Source organism: Arthrobacter sp. FW306-1B-G06A (assembly GCF_058781765.1).
In genome coordinates, this window is the sequence record NZ_JBYSXB010000023.1 from 1 (window position 1) to 19363 (window position 19363).

Genomic DNA, 19363 nt, shown 5'->3' on the forward strand with positions numbered 1-19363 from the left:
CGGCTAGGAGTTAAACCACCTTCTCCTCCAGAGGACTTACACCTCCAAGCAAATGCCCATGCCGGGCGTACACGAAAAACCCCCGGAATCTCGCGGATTCCGGGGGTTTTACTTGGTAGCGGTGGGGAGGCTCGATCTCCCGACCTCACGATTATGAGTCGTGCGCTCTAACCAACTGAGCTACACCGCCACGAATGAGAAAAACCTGCGTCAAGCCGGTCAAAAACCGCCTTGACACAGGCCCTCATTCAGAGCCCCCCACCGGAATCGATCCGGTGACCTCGTTCTTACCAAGAACGCGCTCTACCACTGAGCTAGGGGGGCAACGAGTAAATACTCTACCGGACGATTTCTCAGGCCACAAATCGGCTGCGGGACAGGGAAAAACGGCACCGACACAATTTGCATCCGCCCCGTTTTCTTGGGCAGGAAAGGGTCCGAATCAGGGCAGTCGGAGCACTTGGCCAGGGTAGATGTGGTCCGGGTTGGGCACGGTGTCCGCGTTCACGGCGATCAGGGCACCCAAGTCAACCCCGAACTGCAAGGCGATGCCGCTGAGGGTATCGTCGGCCTCCACAACGACTTCCGTGACCGGCCCTGCGTTGGCGGCGGAAGCACCGGCGTCGGGCAGTGCGGGGCCGGGCGCCACGGGAGCCTCCACTGACGGCTCCGGAACCGGGCTTTGGACCGTCTCCCCCGTTGAGGCTTCAGCGGCCTCCTGTGGGGCCTCAGACGGCCGTCCAGTCGGCTTGTGTTCGGCCTTCTCGAAGCCGAGGTTCTTCTTCAACCCATCGAGGAATCCCATGAACCTAGCTTTCCACAGCCGGGCAAGCGCGGAACCTCGGCGGGCGTTAAAGTGGGGCCACCGTTAAACGGCCAGAGGCCGGCTCGAAAGCCGGCCTCTGACGAGAAACCCAGGAACTAGTCCTGTTTACCACTTACCCTTGCGGTTGAAATCGCGGTTGCCCGCGTCGCCGCCAGTGCGCGGCTTGCGTGCGCCGCGGTCGGCGTAGCTGCCCGTCCCGGTACCGGCGCTGCTGCGCTCGCTGTAGGAACGGCCGCCGCGATCAGCGGAAGTGCGCTCGCCACCGGAGTAGCCGCCACGGTCGCCTTCAGTCTTACGGAACTCCTTCTTGAAGCCACCGTTGCCCTTGAAGTTTCCGCCACGGTCACCACCGGAGTAGCCACCACGGTCGCCGCCGCGGCTGCCTCCGGAGTAACCGCCACGCTCGCCGCCACGGTCAGAGGCCGGCTTGCGGCCGTTGTCCAGCTCGAGGTGAATCAACTCGCCGCCGATCCGGGTGCGGGACAGGGCACGCAACTGCTCGGGGCTCAGGTCCGCCGGGAGCTCCACCAGGGAGTGGTCCGAGCGGATGTCGATGCCGCCGATCTGTGCCGAGGAGATGCCGCCTTCGTTGGCAATGGCGCCAACGATCGAACCCGGCATGACGCGCTGGCGGCGTCCGACGGCGATCCGGTAGGTGGCGTTGCCCTCCGTCAGGGCGCGGGTCGGGCCACGGGAACCGAAGCCGTCCTTGGAGCGCTCGCGCTTCTGGAATTCCGGTGCAGCCGGCAGTTCCTTGACCAGGAGCGGCTGGCCGCCCTGTGCCATGACGGCCAGTGCAGCTGCGATCTCCGAAGCCGGAACGTTGTGCTCCTCTTCGTAGGAAGAGATCAGGTCGCGGAACGCGGCAACGTCCTCGGACTCGAGGGTCTCCGTGATCTTGTCCGCGAACTTGCCAAGGCGCAAGGTGTTGACCGTCTCGGCAGTGGGCAGGTGCATCTGCTCAACCGGCTGGCGGGTGGCCTTCTCGATCGAACGCAGCAGGTACTTCTCCCGCGGCGTCATGAAGAGGATGGCGTCGCCGCTACGGCCTGCACGGCCGGTACGGCCGATTCGGTGGACGTAGGACTCGGTGTCGTGCGGGATGTCGTAGTTGACCACATGGCTGATGCGCTCAACGTCAAGGCCACGGGCCGCGACGTCGGTGGCGACCAGGATGTCGATGCGGCCTTCCTTCAGCGCGTCGACAGTCCGTTCGCGCTGCTGCTGCGGAATGTCGCCGTTGATGGCGGCGGCCTGGAAGCCGCGGGACTTCAGCTTGTCAGCCAGGTCCTCGGTAGCCATCTTGGTGCGCACGAAGGCGATAACGCCGTCGAACTCTTCCACCTCGAGGATGCGGGTCAGGGCATCGAGCTTGTGCGGGCCCATGACCTGCAGGTACCGCTGGCGGGTGTTGGCGCCGGTGGTGGTCTTGGACTTGACCGAGATCTCGGCAGGGTTGTTCAGGTACTGCTTGGACATACGGCGGATCTGGCCCGGCATCGTGGCAGAGAACAGCGCAACCTGGCGGTCTTCCGGGGTCTGCTGGAAGATCTGCTCAACGTCCTCGGCGAAGCCCATGCGGAGCATTTCGTCGGCTTCGTCCAAGACGAGGTACTGCAGCTCGGACAGGTCCAGGGAACCCTTGGAGATGTGGTCGATAACGCGGCCCGGGGTACCCACAACAACCTGTGCACCGCGGCGAAGGCCAGCAAGCTGCGGGCCATAGGCGGAGCCACCGTAGACGGGGAGAACCGTGAAGTCATCGATGTGCTTGGCGTACGAGGTGAAGGCCTCGGCAACCTGGAGCGCAAGCTCGCGGGTCGGAGCGAGGACCAGTGCCTGCGTCTTGCGGGACGGGCCGTTCAGGTCGTGGAGTTCGGCCAGGCGGGACAGTGCCGGTACTGCGAATGCTGCAGTCTTACCGGTGCCGGTCTGGGCGAGGCCGACGACGTCGCGGCCTTCGAGCAGCAGCGGAATGGTTGCTGCCTGGATCGGAGACGGCTTCTCGTAGCCGACGTCCTGCAGGGCCGCAAGGACGCGGGGGTCGATTCCGAGGTCGACGAAGCGGATGCCCTCTTCCTCTTCTTCGACAGGCGATTCGGCCGGAACCGCAGCCGGGGCCTTGGCGGAAGCCTCGGCGGGTGCCTCGGCCGGGGCCTCAACGGGCGCTGCAGCCTCGATGAACTCAGCGGCGGGTGCGGCGGTTTCGGCGGGTGCGGTTTCGACGATCTCGACGGCGGTCTCTGCTTCTTCAGCAGACTCGGCGACGAACGGGTCGTTCAGGTTTTCGGGCATAGGGGAAAGTTTCCTCATCCATAGGGGGCCAGTCGGCGCGGCCCGGTTGGGCTTGGCCGCAGTACACGTTGCGGGCAAAAGAACCCGAAGGCTCTGGTGCTCGCAAGAAGTCCGGCGCTGTCGCAATCCCATGGCAGGACTTCCCGCTGCATCTCTTGGCTGCTATCTCAGCAGTCTGTACAGCGTTTTCTTCGCCCGGCTCTCCCTATGAAACTGCCCACACACATTTTGCGGGCCCCAACACTGACCAGTCCTGCCTCAAGAATTGGGCAGGAAAAAGGGATTTCCGGAGTGGGGGATACTTCTAGTGTAGGGCACAGATTGGTCCCGCGGCGACATAACTGCCGACGGCGGCGGTGAGCTTGCGCACAAAGCCGCGCCGGGCACCCTCAAGACCGCCCCTCAGGACGGCCGTTCGAGGGCATCTTCAGGCGTCCACCCCGTTGCGGCGCATGAGCTTTTCGAAAGAGTCGTGGTAGTCGGACTGCAGCAGGATTTCTCCGTCCGCCTCTGCGTCGAGCAGCAATTGCATGTCATCGAGGTTGGGGTTGCTGAACCACTGCCCCACCGTGATGCCGTGTTTCGGCACAAACAGTTTGTGGATGTAGTCACCGGCCGAAATGGTGCCGGTCTTCACTACGCGCAGGTAGGTGCCGACCCGCCCTGCTTCGGTGAAGCGCTTGACCCACTGTGGTTCGTTCATGCGGCGCTGGAACGTTGCGCACGGCACACGCGGGGACGTGACCTCGACTTCGACGTCCAAGCCGATCTTCCACCGTTCGCCGATCACCGCACCGCTGGTCTCGATTCCGGCAACGCGGAGGTTCTCCCCGAAGATCCCGGCGGGCATGTCCCGCTGGAGTTCATTCGCCCAGTAATCGGCATCCGCCTGGGAATACGCGTAGAGCGCCTGGTCCTCGCCGCCGTGGTGGATCCGGCTCGCCTGGATGTCGCCGTGGATTCCCAGCTTGTGGACCTTCACCGGCCCGTCAACGGGGCGCTTGTCAATGGCCGTCACTCCTACCGACCCTTCGGGATCGGGCAGGAGCTCGTATACCCGGCAAACAGCAAGCAACGATGCGGTATCCATGACTACAGTCTACGTACGCAGCTACGGATCGAAGCGATATCCCATGCCGGCCTCGGTATGGAGGTGTCGGGGCTGTGCAGGGTCGCGTTCGAGCTTGCGCCGGAGCTGGGCAATATAGACACGCAGGTACTGGGTCTCCTTGGCGTAGGCCTGTCCCCAGACCTGTGTGAGGATCTGCTGCTGGCTGACCAGCCGTCCGGCGTTGCGCACCAGCAATTCCAGGATGTTCCATTCCGTGGGCGTCAACCGGACTTCCGCGCCGTCTTTGGTGATCTTCTTTCCGGCCAGGTCAACCAGGAAGTCGGCGGTCTGGAGCGTCGGCGCTTCATGCCGGGGCGCTGCCCGCCTCGAGGCTGCACGGAGCCTGGCCAGGAGTTCGTCAAGGCCGAAGGGCTTGGTCACGTAGTCGTCGGCCCCGGCATCGAGGGCCTCAACTTTGTCTTCCGAACCGTGGCGGGCAGACAACACGATGATGGGCATGGTGCTCCAGCCGCGGATTCCCTTGATCACGTCCACGCCATCCATGTCCGGCAGGCCGAGATCGAGCACCACGATGTCCACGGGCTGCTGGGCCGCCGCCTTGAGTGCGTCCGCGCCGTTGCCGACGCTGATGGCACGGTAGCCGTGGGCATGGAGATTGATCTGCATTGCCCGGGCGATCTGGGCTTCATCTTCCACGATCAGCACGAGGCTCATGGCCGCCCTCCCGTCCACAGAGGGAGTGTGACCACCATGGTCAGCCCGCCTCCCGGCGTCGCCTCGGCCATGAGCGTACCGCCCATGGCCTCGGTGAAGCCCTTGGCGACAGCGAGTCCCAGGCCGATTCCGCTGCGGCCGTCACGGCTGGATGGAGAATCATCGAGGCGTTGGAAAGGCTGGAAAAGCTCCAGCACGGCCGCGGGCGCTATCCCCGAGCCATGGTCCATCACCCGCAGTTCGCTGGCCGGCCGACCATCCACCATGATGCCCGCACCGGTCCGCGCCACCAGCACAACATCGGAATCGGGCGCGTATTTCACCGCGTTCTCCACGAGGTTCGCGACGACGCGTTCCAGCATCCCGGCGTCGGCCTCTATATACGGAAGGTTGGCCAGTAGCTCGTTGCGTATGCGCTCCCCCGGCACCCCGCGTAAAGCCTCCGGCAGGATCTGGTGCCAGCCCAGTCCGCGCAGCAGCGGGTTCACGGCATCCGCGGTGATACGGGACATGTCCAGCAGGTTATCCACCAAGTGATCCAAACGGTCCGCGTAGTCCTCGATAGTGGCCAATAGTTCGCGCTCGTCTTCGGGAGCAAAGGTCACGTCTTCCTGGCGCAGGCTGCTGACGGCAAGCTTGATGCCCGCCAAAGGAGTGCGGAGATCATGGGAGACGGCTCGCAGGATGGAGGTCCGCATCTTGTTGCCTTCCGCCAGGCGCGCGTTGTCCTGCCTGCTCTTGACCAGCTGCTGGCGCTCCCGCACGGCCACCACGAAGGCGCCGAACGCGGCGAGCATGCGGCGGTGCTGTTCGGAGAGCGGTCCGCCCCTGAGCAGGAGCGTGTAGTTGCGATCGACGACGGCGGCATGGTCGGCGGCCGCATGGGTCACCGGCGGTTGAATCCCGGAGCTTGCAAGGACCTTCCAACCCGGTCCGGTGGCGTCCGGCGAGTCAAACGTGGAGAGCAGCGTCATCGCTTCCATGCCGAGGTTGACGCGGATTTTGTCCAGGAACGACTCGAGGCTGCCGTCCGAGCTCAGGATACGAAGGGCCAATTCGCTCAGTGCCCTCGCCTCGGCTCCGGAATGCGCGGCTTCCTGGGCCCGTCGGGTCGCCAAACCGACGGCGAGCGCCACGCCGCACGCCACGGCAAGGAAGATGACCAGGGTGAAAAGCGTGGCGGGATCCGCGATGGATAGGGAGCCCACGGGATCGGCTGAGAAGTAGTTCAAGAGCATGCTGCCGAGGACGGCGGACACCACCGCCGGCCACAACCCGCCGATCGCGGCAACGGCGGCGGAGACGGCCAATTGGAAGAGCATGATCATGGCGAAGTTCCGGTATTGCAGCGCGGAGACCAGGACTTCGATCGCAGAAGGTAGCAGCAGGGCCAGGACTAGGCCCGCCAGAATTCGGGGTCGCCCGATTCCCTTGACTGCCGGTAGCTGCAGCCCTATTGCGTTCACATCCGCGGCGGCCATGGCTCAATTCTGGCACGGCGCAGGTGCCGCGCCGGCGCCGACGGTCCTTACAGGACGCTGCGGGGAACATGTCCGGCCTTAGGATGCTGGCATGAGCCATTCAACGACGGATACCTCCGATGTCCTTGCCCTCGATTCCCTCTTGGGCTCCGAGGAACTGGAGCTTCGCGAGAAGGTACGCGATTTCACGGACCAGCGGATCCGGCCGAACATCGCCCGCTGGTACGAGGACGCGGTGTTCCCGCGGGAACTGCCGGCGGAACTCGGCGAACTCGGCGTCCTTGGCATGCATCTGGAGGGCTACGGCTGCCCCGGCCGCACCGCCGTCGAATACGGCGTTGCCGCCATGGAACTCGAGGCCGGCGATTCCGGCATCCGGACCTTCGTGTCCGTCCAAGGCTCCCTGGCCATGACGGCGATCCACAAGTGGGGCAGCGAAGAGCAGAAGGAACAATGGCTCCCGCGCATGGCTGCCGGCGAACTGATCGGCTGTTTTGCCTTGACGGAGCCGACGGCGGGTTCGGACCCGTCGTCCATGGCCAGCTTTGCGCGCCGCGACGGGACGGGCGACGACACCGGCTGGGTGCTGAACGGTTCGAAGCGCTGGATCGGGATGGCATCGATCGCGGACGTCATGGTGGTGTGGGCAAACACCGACGACGGCATCCGGGGCTTCCTGGTTCCGGCCGGCACCCCGGGAGTCGCCGTGACTCCCATCGACGCGAAGCTCTCCATGCGTGCCTCGATCCAGTGCGATGTGGTGTTCGACGCCGTCCGGCTGGGTCCGGAGGCACTCCTCCCGGGTGCCATGGGACTCCGCGGCCCGTTCTCCTGCCTCAACGAGGCGCGGTACGGCATTGCTTGGGGTGCCATGGGCGCGGCCCGCGACTCCTACGAGGCCGCGCTCGAATATGCCGGGAGCCGCATGCAATTCGGCAAGCCCTTGGCCGGCTACCAGTTGACCCAGGAGAAGCTCGTGAACATGGTCCTGGAGATCCAGAAAGGTACCTTGCTCGCCCTGCACCTTGGGCGGCTCAAGGATGCGGGCAAACTGCACCCGGAGCAGATCTCGGCGGGCAAGCTCAACAATGTGCGGGAGGCAATCAAGATCGCCCGCGAAGCGCGCACCATCCTCGGTGGCAACGGCATCACGCTGGACTACCCGCCCATGCGCCATGCCAACAACCTGGAATCCGTGCGCACTTACGAAGGGACGGACGAGGTGCACACGCTGATCCTTGGCCAGCACATCACGGGCGTCCCGGCTTTCCGCTAGCTCCGCGCGCGGGGGGACCAGCCCAGCGAGCTAGGCTCCGACCGAAACCGGTTCCTTCTTTCCCGCGTCCTTGCGGATGGTGGCGCTGATGACGGCGGCCACCGTGCACATCGCTGCGGCGCCGATCCATGCGTAGGTGTAGTGGCCAGTGGCATCGCGGATGTAACCCGCGAGCAACGCGGCCGCAGCGGCCCCGAGCTGGTGCGCGGCAAAGACCCACCCGAACACCACCGAGCCGTCCGCGCCGAACACCTTCCGGCAGATGGCCGCCGTCGGGGGCACGGTGGCCACCCAGTCCAGGCCGTACACCACTACGAACAGGATCATGCTCGGTTGCACGGTGGAGCCCAAAAGCACGGGCAGCACCAGGAGCCCGATCCCGCGGAACTGGTAATACACAGCCAGGAGCACCTTGGGATTGAAGCGGTCCGTCAACCAACCGGAGGCGATGGTGCCCACGATGTCGAAGATCCCGACGACGGCCAGCAACCCGGCCGCGGTGGTTTCCGGCATGCCGTGGTCGTGCGCCGAGGGGATGAAGTGGGTGCCGATCAGGCCGTTGGTGGTAGCACCGCAGATGGCGAAACCGGCAACCAGGGCCCAGAAGGTGCGCACTTTGCTGGCGCGTTTGAGGACCTGCAATGCCCGCACCGCCGCGTTGGGCGTCTTGGCACCTTCCGCGTTGGCGGCTTCCGGGACCGGGGCGGGCTCCGCCGTCGTCGCTTGCTCTTCTTCGGCTCCGTAGGGCTGGACCCCGACGTCGGCAGGTGAGTTCTTCAGCCAGCGCAGCACGAGCGGCACTACGGCAAGCGCACCCGCTGCGATGAGGAGCGAGGCACCGCGCCAGCCCGGGCTCTGGGCAAGCACCGCGATGAAGGGCAGGAACACTAGCTGCCCGGCCGCGCTGCCCGCCGTCAGGATGCCGATCACCAGTCCGCGGTTCTTGGAGAACCACGTATTGGCGATGGTGGCCGCGAAAACCAGGGCCATGGAGCCGGTACCAAGTCCGATCAGCACGCCCCAGGTCAACAGGATCTGCCACGACTGGTTGACGAACACCGTCAGGGCGGAGCCGAGGCCGATCAGGCAGAGGGCAATCGAGGTGACGGTACGGATGCCGAAGCGTTCCATGAGCGCGGCAGCGAAGGGCGCCGTGAGGCCGAACAACACCAGGTTGATGCTGACGGCGAGCGACAGCACGGTGGTTGACCAGCCGAATTCCTGTTGCAACGGCACCATAAGTACGCCGGGGGCTGCACGGAATCCGGCTGCGCCCACAAGGGCCAGGAACGCGACGGCGGCGACCATCCAGGCGGGGTGGAGGCGCCGCTTCCGCGGAGTCTTGCCGGCTGGTTTGCCGGCGGAAAGTTCGGTGGGATTGGGTGCGGTCATACGGAGGGCTCCGATTCGTCCAGGAGGTCACGTCTGGCGGGGGCGGTGGCCAAGGCCAACGGGTGTTCGGATCGCGTGAGGCTATGCCAGCTGGTGTTGGCGGCGGTCAGGCGGGACCCACAATGGGAGCACGTATCGGCCGACGCGGTCGGCAGCCCGCAGCCGGTGTGGATCACGCGCATGTGGGCGTTGTCCGCCGGCGCATCGAGATGCTTTTCGGACCAGATGATGATGGCGTTCAAGACCGGCAAAGCATCTTCGCCCTTGGGGGTGAGGACGTACTCCTGGCGCGTGCGGGCGCCGTCCAGGTAGGGCCGTTGGACAAGGAGGCCTGCCTCGACCAGCCAGCCCAGTCTTTTGCTGAGGACGTTGTCTGCGATGTGGAGGCGGGTTTTGATGGCATCGAAGCGGCCGTTGCCGAAGAAGACTTCCCGTAACACCAGGCTTCCCCAGGGGTCCCCGAGGATATCGAGGCCGCGCGCCAGGCTGCACGTCCGCTCGGACCAATCGGATCGTAAAGGCATGGTTCGAGATTAGCTGGCTTTTCTAAAGAAAGCTAGGTGATTTGGAGGGGTTTTCAGTCGGTGATGTTGCCGATCGCCTGCTCGAGGTCCGCAATCAGGTCTTCGACGTCCTCGATGCCGCAGGAAAGCCGGATCAGGTTGACAGGCACGGCCAGCTCAGTGCCCTTGACCGAAGCGTGCGTCATCTCCGAGGGGTAGTTCATGAGGGACTCGATGCCGCCCAGGGACTCGGCCAGAGTGAAGACCTGGGTGGACTCTGCCACCTTGCGGGCCGCAGCTTCGCCGCCCTTGAACTGCACGGAAATCATGCCGCCGAACTTCTTCATCTGCTTGGCCGCGAGCTCGTGGCCCGGGTGGGAAGGCAGCCCCGGATACAGCACGGCTTCAACCTCGGGGCGCTCCAGCAACCACTCGGCCACGGCCTGGGCGTTCTCGCTGTGGCGGTCCATGCGCACGCCGAGCGTCTTGAGGCCACGCGTGGTCAGGAACGCATCCATGGGTCCGGACACGGCGCCGACAGCGAACTGCACGAAGCCGATCTTCTCTGCCAGTTCGGCGTCCTTGACCACGATCGCCCCGCCCACCACATCCGAGTGGCCGCCGATGTACTTGGTGGTCGAGTGGACCACGACGTCGGCCCCCAGGGCGAGCGGGGTCTGCAAGTAGGGGGACGCAAAGGTGTTGTCGACCACCAGGAGGGCACCGGCGTCGTGCGCTACTTTGGCGAGCGCTTCGATATCGGTGATCTTCATCATGGGGTTGGAAGGCGTTTCCACCCAGACGATGCGGGTCTTGTTCGCCGCGACGGCCGCGGCAACGGCGTTCAGGTTGGACATGTCCACTGGTGTGTTGCCGATGCCCCACTCACCGAGCACGCGGTTGATGAGCCGGTAGGTTCCGCCATACGCGTCGTTGCCGAGGACGATGTGGTCGCCGGGCCGGGCAACAGCACGGATCAGTGAGTCCTCCGCTGCGAGGCCCGAGCTGAAGCTGAAGGCGTGGGTGCCGCCTTCGAGCGCGGCGAGCTGTTCCTGCAGCGCATCTCGGGTGGGGTTGCCGCCGCGGCCATACTCGTAGCCGTCGCGCAAACCACCTATGCCGTCCTGGGCATACGTCGAGCTGAAGTGCAGCGGCGGAACCACGGCGCCGGTGCGCGGTTCGAACGCCTGGCCGGCGTGGACGGCACGCGTGTTGAATCCTGCTTCGTTTGCAGACATATGAACTCCTAGTGTCAGTTGCTCAGGTAGGCGAGAAGGTCGTGGCGGGTCAGGATGCCCACGGGAGCTCCAACGAACGTCACCATGACGGTGTCGACGTCGGACAGCAGCTCGCGTGCGGCGGAAATGGTCTCCAGGGAGCCGATCACGGGCAGGCGCTCCCCCATGTGCTCGGAGATCTTGTCGGTCAATTTCGCCTCGCCACGGAACAGCTTGGAGGTCAGCGTGCGCTCATCGACAGCGCCGAGCACCTCGCCCATGACCACGGGCGGCTCCTGCGAGAGGACCGGGATGTGCGAAACCCCGAATTCGTTCATGATGTTGATGACATCGCGGACGGTCTCGTTGGGATGGATGTGGACGAGGTCCGGCATTTCGCCGGTCTTGGACTTCAGGACCTCGCCCACCGAGGCTTCCTCGCCGCCGGAGAGGAAGCCGTAGGAACGCATCCACTTGTCGTTGAAGATCTTCGCCAGGTAGCCCCGGCCGGAGTCCGGCAGGATCACGACGACGACGGCTTCCTCGCCAAGGTCTTTGGCCACCTGCAACGCGGCAACCACTGCCATGCCCGAGGAACCCCCTACCAGGAGTCCTTCCTCGCGGGCCAGGCGCCTGGTCATCTCGAAGGAGTCGGCGTCGCTGACGGCGATGACATCGTCCGGCACAGTCTTGTCGTAGTTGGCCGGCCACATGTCCTCGCCGACGCCCTCCACGAAGTAGGGCCGCCCCGTGCCGCCCGAGTAGACCGAGCCTGCCGGGTCCGCGCCGATGACCTTGACGCGGCCGCCGTCGGACTCCGGCCGCTGGGCGGACACATCCTTGAGGTAGCGCCCGGTGCCGGTGATGGTGCCGCCCGTCCCGGCGCCGATCACGACGTGGGTGATCTTCCCGTCGGTATCACGCCAGATCTCGGGCCCGGTGGTTTCGTAGTGGCTGCCGGGGGCTGCGGGGTTGGAGAACTGGTCCGGCTTGTAGGCTCCGGGGATCTCCGACACGAGCCGGTCGGAGACGCTGTAGTAGCTTTGCGGGCTGTCCGGGGCCACGGAAGTAGGCGTCACGACAACTTCGGCGCCGTACGCCTGAAGTACGGCACGCTTGTCCTCGCCCACTTTGTCCGGGACAACAAAGATGCATTTGTAGCCCTTTTGCTGGGCCACCAGGGCGAGTCCGACGCCGGTATTGCCCGAGGTCGGTTCCACGATGGTTCCGCCCGGCTTGAGCTTTCCGTCCCGCTCCGCTTCCTCGATCATCTTCACCGCGATGCGGTCCTTGATGGAGCCACCGGGATTCACATATTCGAGCTTCACCAGAATGGTGGCTTTGATGTCCCCGGTCACGTGGTTGAGCTTGATGAGCGGTGTATTGCCAATGAGGTCCAGGACGGACTGGGCGTACTTCATAGGTACCAAGTTACCGCTTGGTCGGGACTGCTCCGGTGCAGCGGAGGCTCAGCACGTGGCACAGCTGACTCCGCCGGGCTCCGGCTGCTCGATCGTCGTCGGAGACTTGCCGGCGCAGAGCGAGATGGCGCCGGGTTCCATGCGGGGCCTTCAGCTTGTGGTCGCCGATGCCCGCGCCGCACGCGAGGAATTGCTCGGCCGCGGGGTCGAGGCCAGTGAAATCACCGTCTTCGACGAGCGCGACGGCGGCACGTTCTTCGGCTTCAGCGATCCGGACGGCAACACGTGGGCCGTGCAGGAACTCAAGGTCCGGGCCGAGAAGCCGCTGATTCCGGCGGAGTCCCGCGGGCGCTTCGGAGAGTAGTTTCGGGAGCGTAGGGCCAGCTCCGCGTAAAGGGCCGGCCCGAGCAACCCACTCACTCTGCCGGTGCAGTGCCTCCTGCCGAAGAGTCCGTCTGCCAGAGGCCAAGGATGTTGCCTTCGGTGTCCTTGAAATAGGCGTAGTAACCCATGCCCGGAACAGCATCCTTGCCTTTGACCACAGAACCGCCCGCACTCTCGATTTGGCCGAGCGAAGCCTCGATGTCTTCGACGTCAACGGTGATGATGGGCGTCTTCAATTCCTCTGTACGCGGGAACAGTGCACCATTGATGGCCCCTGGCGCGCTCGGCATGCCCGTCTGTGGGTCCGAAGGCGTGGTGATGGCGATCGTGTAGTCCATTTCCTGCATGGGGTTGAGCATCCAGCCGAAGGCACCCTGGTAGAAAGTGTTGGCCCGCTCCTTGTCGTCCGCGGGGATCTCGAAATGCACTACACCGGCCATTGCGTTCTCCTGAGATTGTCATGGAAGGCGCAGACGCCCCGCGCCACACGTGGAGTCTAGTCGTGTGGGTTTCGCGGCGTAAGGTCTTGAGCGCGGCTCTTTTCGAGTGTTGTCACACGAGCATGCGACCATGAATGAATGATCATCGTCGATGCCCCACCCGCCGCAGCGGCTGCGGCCGACGCATCAGTGCGATGGCACCCCGGCGGCCCCTTCGACCTCCTGCAGACCGTGGGAATCCTCATGCGCGGCAACGGCGATCCGTCCTTCGCTGCACGGCAGGACGGGGTGTGGATGGCCTTCACGACGCCGGACGGCCCGGCCACGCTGCGCCTCACCGCCGCGGGAACCGGCCAAGGCACCCGTGTCGATGCCCAGGCGTGGGGCCCCGGCGCGGGCTCCGCCATTGCCTCCGTGCCTGCGTTGTTGGGGAGCGGGGACGACTGGTCCGGCTTCGACGAGCCTGCGTTCCATGCCACCCTCCCGCGCATGGTCCGGGAAGCCCGACGCCGGAACCTCACCGTCCGTTTGCCCACCACCGGCCGCGTGGTGGACTCCCTCGTGCCCACGATTCTTGAGCAAAAGGTCACCACTATCGAAGCCCGCCGGGGCTACCGCTACCTGATGTACAGGTACGGCACCGCAGCGCCAAGCGCAGGCCGCCTCCCGACGTCGGGCCCGTCGGGGCTGCTCGTGGCGCCGACCGCCGCCCAATGGCTGGCCATCCCTTCGTGGGAATGGCACAAGGCAGGCGTGGGTCCCCAGCGTTCGGCGACGGTCATGCGGGCGCTGCGATCCGCCGTCGCGCTTGAACGACTCGCCTCACTCAGCGCGGTTGAAGCCGGGGCAAAGATGCAGACCATCCCGGGCATCGGCATCTGGACGGCGGCCGAGGTGGTCCAGCGGACCCATGGCTGCCCTGATTCGATCGCGGTGGGCGACTACCATTTGGCCTCGTACGTCGGTTATGCGCTCACAGGCAGGAAGACGGACGACGCCGGAATGATCGCCCTCCTGGAACCGTGGCGTGGGCACCGCCAGCGGGTAGTCCGGATGCTGGGGCTCAGCGGCTTCCGCAAGCCGACCTTCGGACCACGGATGACCATCCAGGACCACCGAGGACACTAACGCCACCAACGCCCCCCAACGCGGGGTCACTTACGGCCCATGTTGCCGCCCAGCATGGGCCGTAAGTGACCCCGCGTTCGGAGTTTCGCGCGTTTGATCCGGACAATCAGGCCAGAGAACCCTTCGGCCAGATCATCGGCGTTGGCCTTGAAGTAGGACCAGCCGGCATTGGTGAACGCTTCGTCCCTCCGGTTGTCCCGTGTCTGCTGTTCCCGCGTGAGATGTGGTGCGCCGTCGTACTGCACGGCGATCCGAAACCGCCGGTACCCCAGGTCCGCGGACGGCGACCACGGATCGTCCGGGTCGAGGCGGAGCTGCAGTTCCGGTTCAGGCAATCGCGCATCCGACATTGCGAGCCGCAGGAATGTCTCCTGAAACGAATCTGCTCCAACCCGCATGTCTTCAAGGGCAAGCCGGGCCTTCTCCACGCCTTTCATGTTCGGATGCTGCCGGATCAGGAGCCGCAATCCTTCCTTGGTGGCGTAGGCCTCCGTCCTTCCTTCAAGGCCAGGCCGAGGCCTACGGATCAGCTGATCGCCCATGGCAATCACGTACCGCAGCGGCAACTGATGCGCCAGGTCAAGCCACGTCCGGGACGGGGAGGACACCGGGATACCGTCTATCTCCGTGACTTCGCCCTGGAGGACACGGACTCGGTGCCCCGTCACCCCGGTCCGGCGGACCCGGGGAAGCTCATGGGGCTTGCTCAGGTGGACCGTCTCGCAGTCGCCCAGCCACGGAGGAAGGCCGAGCCGGGTCAGTACCGCGGCGCTCTCATGGGACACCCAGGCGCCCGGTGTTGCCGCGGCAAGGACCCGCGCCTGTTCGGCAAACTCAAAGTCACGACCCGCAGGCAAGTAGATCAGCCGCCCGCCGTCGGACATATCCCTGGCCCGGAGCCGCTTCGGAGCGACGCCAAGCACGCGGGATTCATAGACCGTGAAAGGACGGTTACTGAGTTCCTCCGGCAGCGGCATGATGCGGACCATGGGATCCAGTTTGTCCGCAATTTGACCCCGCGTTGGAATTAGAGTCCGAGGCGGGCGATCGCTTCTTCGCGCATGTCGATCTTGCGCACCTTGCCGGACACCGTCATGGGGAAGCTCTCCCTGATGTCGACGTAGCGGGGGATCTTGTAGTGGGCCAGTTTGCCTCGGCAGAACTCCTGCACCCCTTCCAGGTCCAAAGCCGCTCCCGGTTTGAGGATGATGCACGCCATCAACTCCTCGCCGTACTTGGGGTCAGGCACCCCGATGACTTGGACGTCCTGGATGGCGCGATGGCGATACAGGAACTCCTCGATTTCGCGGGGATAGATGTTCTCCCCTCCGCGGATGACCATGTCCTTCATGCGGCCTTCGATGATGATGAAACCGTCCGGGTCCATCCGGGCGAGGTCGCCGGTGTGCATCCAGCCGTCGTCGTCGATGGCCTCGGCTGTCTTCTCCGGCTGGCCCCAATACCCGGCCATCACGGCGTAGCCCCGCGTGCACAGCTCGCCGATCCCTCCGCGTTCCAGGGTTTCGGCGGTGCCCGGATCCACGATCTTGGACTCGAGCCTGGGCATCGTGCGCCCTACAGTCGTGGTCCTTTGCTCCAGGGTGTCGGCCGCGAGGGTCATGGTGGATACGGGAGAAGTCTCGGTCATGCCGTAGCAAATGGCCACGTCCCGCATGTTCATCTCGGCGATGACACGCTCCATGACCTCGATAGGGCATAGTGAGCCGGCCATGACGCCGGTACGCAGCGTCGAGAGGTCGTAGGACGCGAAATCCGGCAAAGCCAGCTCGGCGATGAACATCGTGGGCACGCCATACAGCGAGGTCCCGCCGAAATCCTGCACGGCTTCCAGCGCTGCGGCCGGGGTGAATCCGCGGCCGGGAATAATGGTGGCCGCGCCGAAGCTCAGGGCGTTCAGGTTCCCGATGACCATGCCGAAACAGTGGTAGAAAGGCACCGGAAGGACCACGCGGTCGCGTTCCGTGTATCCCAACAGCCTGCCGATTTGGTTGCCGTTGTTGAGGATGTTGTGGTGCGTCAGGGTGGCGCCCTTGGGGAAGCCCGTGGTCCCCGAGGTGTATTGCAGATTGATGGGATCGTGCGGGTCCAGCTCCGCCATCCGAGCCTTGAGCGCTGAGGGGACGACGTCGTCCGCCCGCTTGAGCAGTTCGGCGTACGTCAGCTCGGCGTCAGTTTGCGGTTCGCCTGCGTTAAGCATGTCCAGTCCCAGATCGGGAAGAAACACGAGCTCCCGAAGCTCAGGGCAACTGGTCAAGGCGTCCCGGGCCATGGCCACATAGTCACTGTTCTTGTCCGATGGCGCGGCCACCAGCATCCGCATGCCGTTCTGGCGGACCACGAATTCGAGTTCATGGCTGCGGTAGGCCGGATTGACGTTGACCAGGATCGCCCCGACCTTCGCCGTGGCGTATTGCAGGATGGTCCATTCGGCGCAATTCGGGCTCCAGATGCCTACCCTGTCACCCTTCGCGACGCCCATGGCGAGCAGCGCACGCGCGAGGCGATCGACGTCGTCGTTCAGTTTTTCGTAGCTCCAGCGCCTGGCCTCATCGCCCGGCACCACGGCGGCTTCGATGAGCGCGTCCCGCAACGGAAACCGCGCCGCGACGCGTTCGAAGTTGGCGCCGATGGTCTCTTCAAGCAGCGGGACGTCAGTGTCCCCGGCTGTGTAGGAAAGCATGAACGCACGCTACCAACTCCGGGGGGCCAAGAGAAGACTTTTGCTTGGAAGTCCTACAAAATATTTCAGGGCCTTGGCGGGCCAGCCGGTAATGTGAATCCCATGAGTGCACCCATTGACCTGCAGGCCACGTTCATCCCCAACGACGGCGAATTCTTCCGCGTCAAGCTCGCGCTGGAAATCGCGATCGACGAAGTGGTCAACGAACCCGGCTGCATCCGCTACGAGCTCACCGAAGCCAACGAGGACAAGCTGGTCCTGACCGAACAGTGGGCATCCGAGGAGCACCTCGACACCCATTCCAAGGGCATCGCCGTCCAGGACCTCAACGAATCCCTCAGCGCCCTGCTCGCGGAGCCGGTGAAGCTCGAGCGCCTCTAACTAGCATCGGCTCTTGCCCACTGGAAAGTGGGCAACAGCCGATGGCGTTTGCTAGGAGTTTTCGGCGCGCTGCTTTGCGATGTGCGCGTGGACCTCATCCATGTCGAGACCCTTGACGGCCTCGATGACCTGCTCCAGCTGTGGTCCGTTCAGTGCGCCCGGCTGGGAGAACACGAGGACCTTTTCGCGGAAGGCCATGAGCGTGGGGATCGAGGAGATACCGGCTTCGGCGGCCAGCTGCTGCTCGGCCTCGGTGTCCACCTTGGCGAAGAAGACATCGTCATGCTTCTCGGAAGCGGCTTGGTAGGTGGGGGCAAACTGCCTGCAAGGGCCGCACCACGCAGCCCAGAAATCCACCAGGACAATGTCATTGCCCTCGATGGTCGATGCGAACTGCTCGCCGGTGATGTCAACTGTAGCCATGCTTCCACGGTACGCGACCGCACCGCCTAAGTCGCGCTTGTTCGCTACCCGGCAAACCGGGAATAAAGCACGACGCCGGGCAGCTCGTTTGGGGCCGCCCGGTACCGTCGGCTAGTGCCAGAGGTGCGGGGCGGCCTTCCTGGCACCGGGGAGCGCGTTGTTCTCGCGCCACTCGTGGATCCATTCCGGAAGCTCGAGGTCCGCGGGGGGCTCGCCGAACTCGGCCAGGATTTCCTCCTGGCTCACGGGCCGGCCCTTGGCGACAAGCCGTGTGGCGATGTGCGCGCGGGCGTAGATCTCGCCGTCGGCCACCATTCGTTGTTCAAAGTAGATCGCCTTTGAATCGAGCCCGATGATCTTGGACTCGATGGTGTATTGCTGCCAGAGCTGCAACGACTTCCGGAACGCGATGGTCTCCCCAGCTGCCACGGGGCTCCAGCGGCGTCTGCGCATCTTTTGCCAGATCCCCGCGCGCACCATGAGGTCGAAGCGTCCAAGATCCATCAGCGAGAAATACATGCCGTTGTTGACATGCATCGCAATGTCGATGTCCGTGGGCAGCACTCGCATGGGCAAGGAAGACGTGCCCCAAACGCTGAGCCGGCTCCGCCTGGACGAGGTGAACAAGAGCAAGAGGGTTCGGAGAAGCAAATGCATAACCGCAATGTTACTCCCCAGTAACATTTCGGGACAGCCCCGTTTTGTGTGTCGCTACATGGCATGTCGTTTACCGCCGGTTCACATGCCGAGGGAAGAATGTCTGAAAACAAATTGCAGAAGGCACCAAGGAGATCCCGTGAGCACCACCCAAACCATCAGGACACACGCAGAGGTGTGGCCGGAACTTCCGCTTCACCAGGAGCTCGTGTTGCAGGACACCCGCGGCAACAGGATCGTAGGCACCTTGGACGGCATGACCGAGGATCGCAGCACGCTCTGGATCCAGTTGTCCGGAGGCCTGGGCCGGCAACTCGTCCATCACCAGGACGGTTACTGGCTGGAACCGGGCAGCGCGAGCTAATCGGGCTTTCGTTTTCGACACGCAAAGTCCCTGTCGACACCGGAATTCGTGCGTCGAGAATCCACCAGCGCCGCGCAGAGGATTTTCCGCGTCGAACGGCCCCGCGCGCCTCGAACGGGGCCTCCCCAGAAAACACGGACAAAAAAATCCCCGGAACCATTGGTTCCGGGGATTTAATTTTGTGGCAGATGAGGGATTCGAACCCCCGTAGGCGTTGCCAGCTGATTTACAGTCAGCCCCCTTTGGCCGCTCGGGTAATCTGCCGAACTTCAAAGAAGTCACTCCCGATCATCGTTTCGTTTCCGATCCGGTAAGCGCGAGCAAGACAACCTTACAGAACTTCTGCCGAAGAATCGAATCGAGCCCTCAAGGGCCCAAAATCGGCGGAAATCTCAGGCTAACCAAGTATCCGTCCTGCAAGTTTGGCCTCGAAACTGGCCGCCTGCTCCAGGGTGATCTGGTTGAGCTGCACGGCCCGCAACAAGTCCGCGTGGACGCCATCCATCCGCGACGCCGCGTCCGGGACCGGGCTCAGGACCACGGAGGCGGCGAGCGCTGCGGCTGCAACCGCGCCTGCGGCCGTGGCGGCAGCGACTCCGATTGAACCGGCGGCGGCAGCGGCTGACTTGGTGACGTATCGGACGGCCTGGTTGCTCATGGTGCTCCTTTTCAGGACGGGCTCTTCAAA

At 64.4% G+C, this 19363-nt stretch carries 20 protein-coding genes and 3 tRNA genes; 5 read left to right on the top strand and 18 right to left on the bottom strand.

The genetic code is table 11. The annotated features are described in order from the left end of the window. Positions 1-113: 113 nt before the first annotated feature. From AC3WJM_RS13140 to AC3WJM_RS13170, 7 genes are all read right to left on the bottom strand, one after another. A tRNA-Met gene (locus AC3WJM_RS13140) sits at positions 114-190 on the bottom strand. A 62-nt stretch (positions 191-252) separates the two neighbouring features. Further along, a tRNA-Thr gene (locus AC3WJM_RS13145) sits at positions 253-324 on the bottom strand. Between the two features lie 118 nt (positions 325-442). Next, a complete protein-coding gene (locus AC3WJM_RS13150; protein WP_306959009.1) occupies positions 443-805 on the bottom strand; it encodes a LysM peptidoglycan-binding domain-containing protein in 363 nt (120 codons plus the stop codon). Between the two features lie 126 nt (positions 806-931). Then, the gene (locus AC3WJM_RS13155; RefSeq protein WP_492272087.1) at positions 932-3121 is read right to left on the bottom strand and encodes a DEAD/DEAH box helicase; all 2190 of its coding nucleotides are present in this window, start codon (positions 3119-3121) and stop codon (positions 932-934) included. 427 nt (positions 3122-3548) lie between these two features. Next, positions 3549-4211, bottom strand: coding sequence for an MOSC domain-containing protein (locus AC3WJM_RS13160; protein WP_059387284.1), 663 nt, complete (start codon positions 4209-4211; stop codon positions 3549-3551). A gap of 21 nt (positions 4212-4232) precedes the next feature. Continuing rightward, positions 4233-4907, bottom strand: coding sequence for a response regulator (locus tag AC3WJM_RS13165; protein WP_059387283.1), 675 nt, complete (start codon positions 4905-4907; stop codon positions 4233-4235). Beyond that, the gene (locus AC3WJM_RS13170) at positions 4904-6388 is read right to left on the bottom strand and encodes a sensor histidine kinase (RefSeq protein WP_306959011.1); all 1485 of its coding nucleotides are present in this window, start codon (positions 6386-6388) and stop codon (positions 4904-4906) included. The genes AC3WJM_RS13165 and AC3WJM_RS13170 overlap by 4 nt, the downstream gene beginning before the upstream one ends. A gap of 91 nt (positions 6389-6479) precedes the next feature. Here AC3WJM_RS13170 and AC3WJM_RS13175 point away from each other — a divergent pair, with 91 nt between their 5' ends. Beyond that, positions 6480-7664: an acyl-CoA dehydrogenase family protein gene (locus tag AC3WJM_RS13175; protein WP_492272088.1), complete on the top strand. Its 1185-nt coding sequence runs from the start codon at positions 6480-6482 to the stop codon at positions 7662-7664. Between the two features lie 30 nt (positions 7665-7694). Here the strand turns inward: AC3WJM_RS13175 and AC3WJM_RS13180 are convergent, their stop codons facing one another. Genes AC3WJM_RS13180 through AC3WJM_RS13195 form a run of 4 tightly spaced genes read right to left on the bottom strand, consistent with a single transcriptional unit; the run spans position 7695 to position 12197 of the window. Then, the gene (locus AC3WJM_RS13180) at positions 7695-9056 is read right to left on the bottom strand and encodes an MFS transporter (RefSeq protein WP_492272089.1); all 1362 of its coding nucleotides are present in this window, start codon (positions 9054-9056) and stop codon (positions 7695-7697) included. Then, the gene (locus tag AC3WJM_RS13185; protein ID WP_492272090.1) at positions 9053-9580 is read right to left on the bottom strand and encodes a winged helix-turn-helix transcriptional regulator; all 528 of its coding nucleotides are present in this window, start codon (positions 9578-9580) and stop codon (positions 9053-9055) included. The genes AC3WJM_RS13180 and AC3WJM_RS13185 overlap by 4 nt, the downstream gene beginning before the upstream one ends. 53 nt (positions 9581-9633) lie before the next feature. After that, on the bottom strand, positions 9634-10797 hold the full coding sequence (locus AC3WJM_RS13190; protein ID WP_284990999.1) for a cystathionine gamma-synthase: 1164 nt from the start codon (positions 10795-10797) through the stop codon (positions 9634-9636). Positions 10798-10811: 14 nt separating this feature from the next. Continuing rightward, positions 10812-12197, bottom strand: a complete 1386-nt coding sequence (locus AC3WJM_RS13195; RefSeq protein WP_306959016.1) for a cystathionine beta-synthase — start codon at positions 12195-12197, stop codon at positions 10812-10814. Positions 12198-12252: 55 nt separating this feature from the next. Between AC3WJM_RS13195 and AC3WJM_RS13200 the strand changes: the two genes are divergently transcribed. Continuing rightward, complete coding sequence (locus tag AC3WJM_RS13200; RefSeq protein WP_306959017.1) at positions 12253-12561, top strand: VOC family protein; 309 nt, start codon at positions 12253-12255, stop codon at positions 12559-12561. A gap of 52 nt (positions 12562-12613) precedes the next feature. Here the strand turns inward: AC3WJM_RS13200 and AC3WJM_RS13205 are convergent, their stop codons facing one another. Further along, entirely contained in the window at positions 12614-13021 is a 408-nt protein-coding gene (locus AC3WJM_RS13205) for a VOC family protein (protein WP_059387279.1), read from the bottom strand. Positions 13022-13159: 138 nt separating this feature from the next. Between AC3WJM_RS13205 and AC3WJM_RS13210 the strand changes: the two genes are divergently transcribed. Further along, positions 13160-14149, top strand: a complete 990-nt coding sequence (locus tag AC3WJM_RS13210; protein ID WP_492272091.1) for a DNA-3-methyladenine glycosylase family protein — start codon at positions 13160-13162, stop codon at positions 14147-14149. Positions 14150-14175: 26 nt separating this feature from the next. On the opposite strand, the gene AC3WJM_RS13215 is transcribed toward AC3WJM_RS13210, so the two are convergent. Further along, positions 14176-15138, bottom strand: a complete 963-nt coding sequence (locus AC3WJM_RS13215; protein WP_492272092.1) for a hypothetical protein — start codon at positions 15136-15138, stop codon at positions 14176-14178. A 38-nt stretch (positions 15139-15176) separates the two neighbouring features. Beyond that, positions 15177-16850, bottom strand: coding sequence for an AMP-binding protein (locus AC3WJM_RS13220; RefSeq protein ID WP_492272093.1), 1674 nt, complete (start codon positions 16848-16850; stop codon positions 15177-15179). Positions 16851-16952: 102 nt separating this feature from the next. Here AC3WJM_RS13220 and AC3WJM_RS13225 point away from each other — a divergent pair, with 102 nt between their 5' ends. Continuing rightward, a complete protein-coding gene (locus tag AC3WJM_RS13225; protein ID WP_059387275.1) occupies positions 16953-17231 on the top strand; it encodes a putative quinol monooxygenase in 279 nt (92 codons plus the stop codon). Positions 17232-17282: 51 nt separating this feature from the next. Here AC3WJM_RS13225 and AC3WJM_RS13230 read toward each other — a convergent pair whose 3' ends face one another. Both AC3WJM_RS13230 and AC3WJM_RS13235 read right to left on the bottom strand, forming a co-directional pair. Then, positions 17283-17654 (bottom strand): thioredoxin family protein, encoded by a 372-nt coding sequence (locus AC3WJM_RS13230; RefSeq protein WP_059387274.1) that lies wholly within the window; start codon positions 17652-17654, stop codon positions 17283-17285. Positions 17655-17765: 111 nt separating this feature from the next. Beyond that, complete coding sequence (locus AC3WJM_RS13235) at positions 17766-18311, bottom strand: acyl-CoA thioesterase (protein ID WP_059387273.1); 546 nt, start codon at positions 18309-18311, stop codon at positions 17766-17768. A 139-nt stretch (positions 18312-18450) separates the two neighbouring features. Between AC3WJM_RS13235 and AC3WJM_RS13240 the strand changes: the two genes are divergently transcribed. Then, positions 18451-18675, top strand: a complete 225-nt coding sequence (locus tag AC3WJM_RS13240; protein ID WP_441415060.1) for a hypothetical protein — start codon at positions 18451-18453, stop codon at positions 18673-18675. Between the two features lie 182 nt (positions 18676-18857). Here AC3WJM_RS13240 and AC3WJM_RS13245 read toward each other — a convergent pair. Together AC3WJM_RS13245 and AC3WJM_RS13250 are read right to left on the bottom strand one after the other, a co-directional pair. Further along, positions 18858-18939, bottom strand: a tRNA-Tyr gene (locus AC3WJM_RS13245). A gap of 133 nt (positions 18940-19072) precedes the next feature. Beyond that, the gene (locus AC3WJM_RS13250; RefSeq protein WP_306959021.1) at positions 19073-19333 is read right to left on the bottom strand and encodes a hypothetical protein; all 261 of its coding nucleotides are present in this window, start codon (positions 19331-19333) and stop codon (positions 19073-19075) included. Positions 19334-19363: the final 30 nt, after the last annotated feature.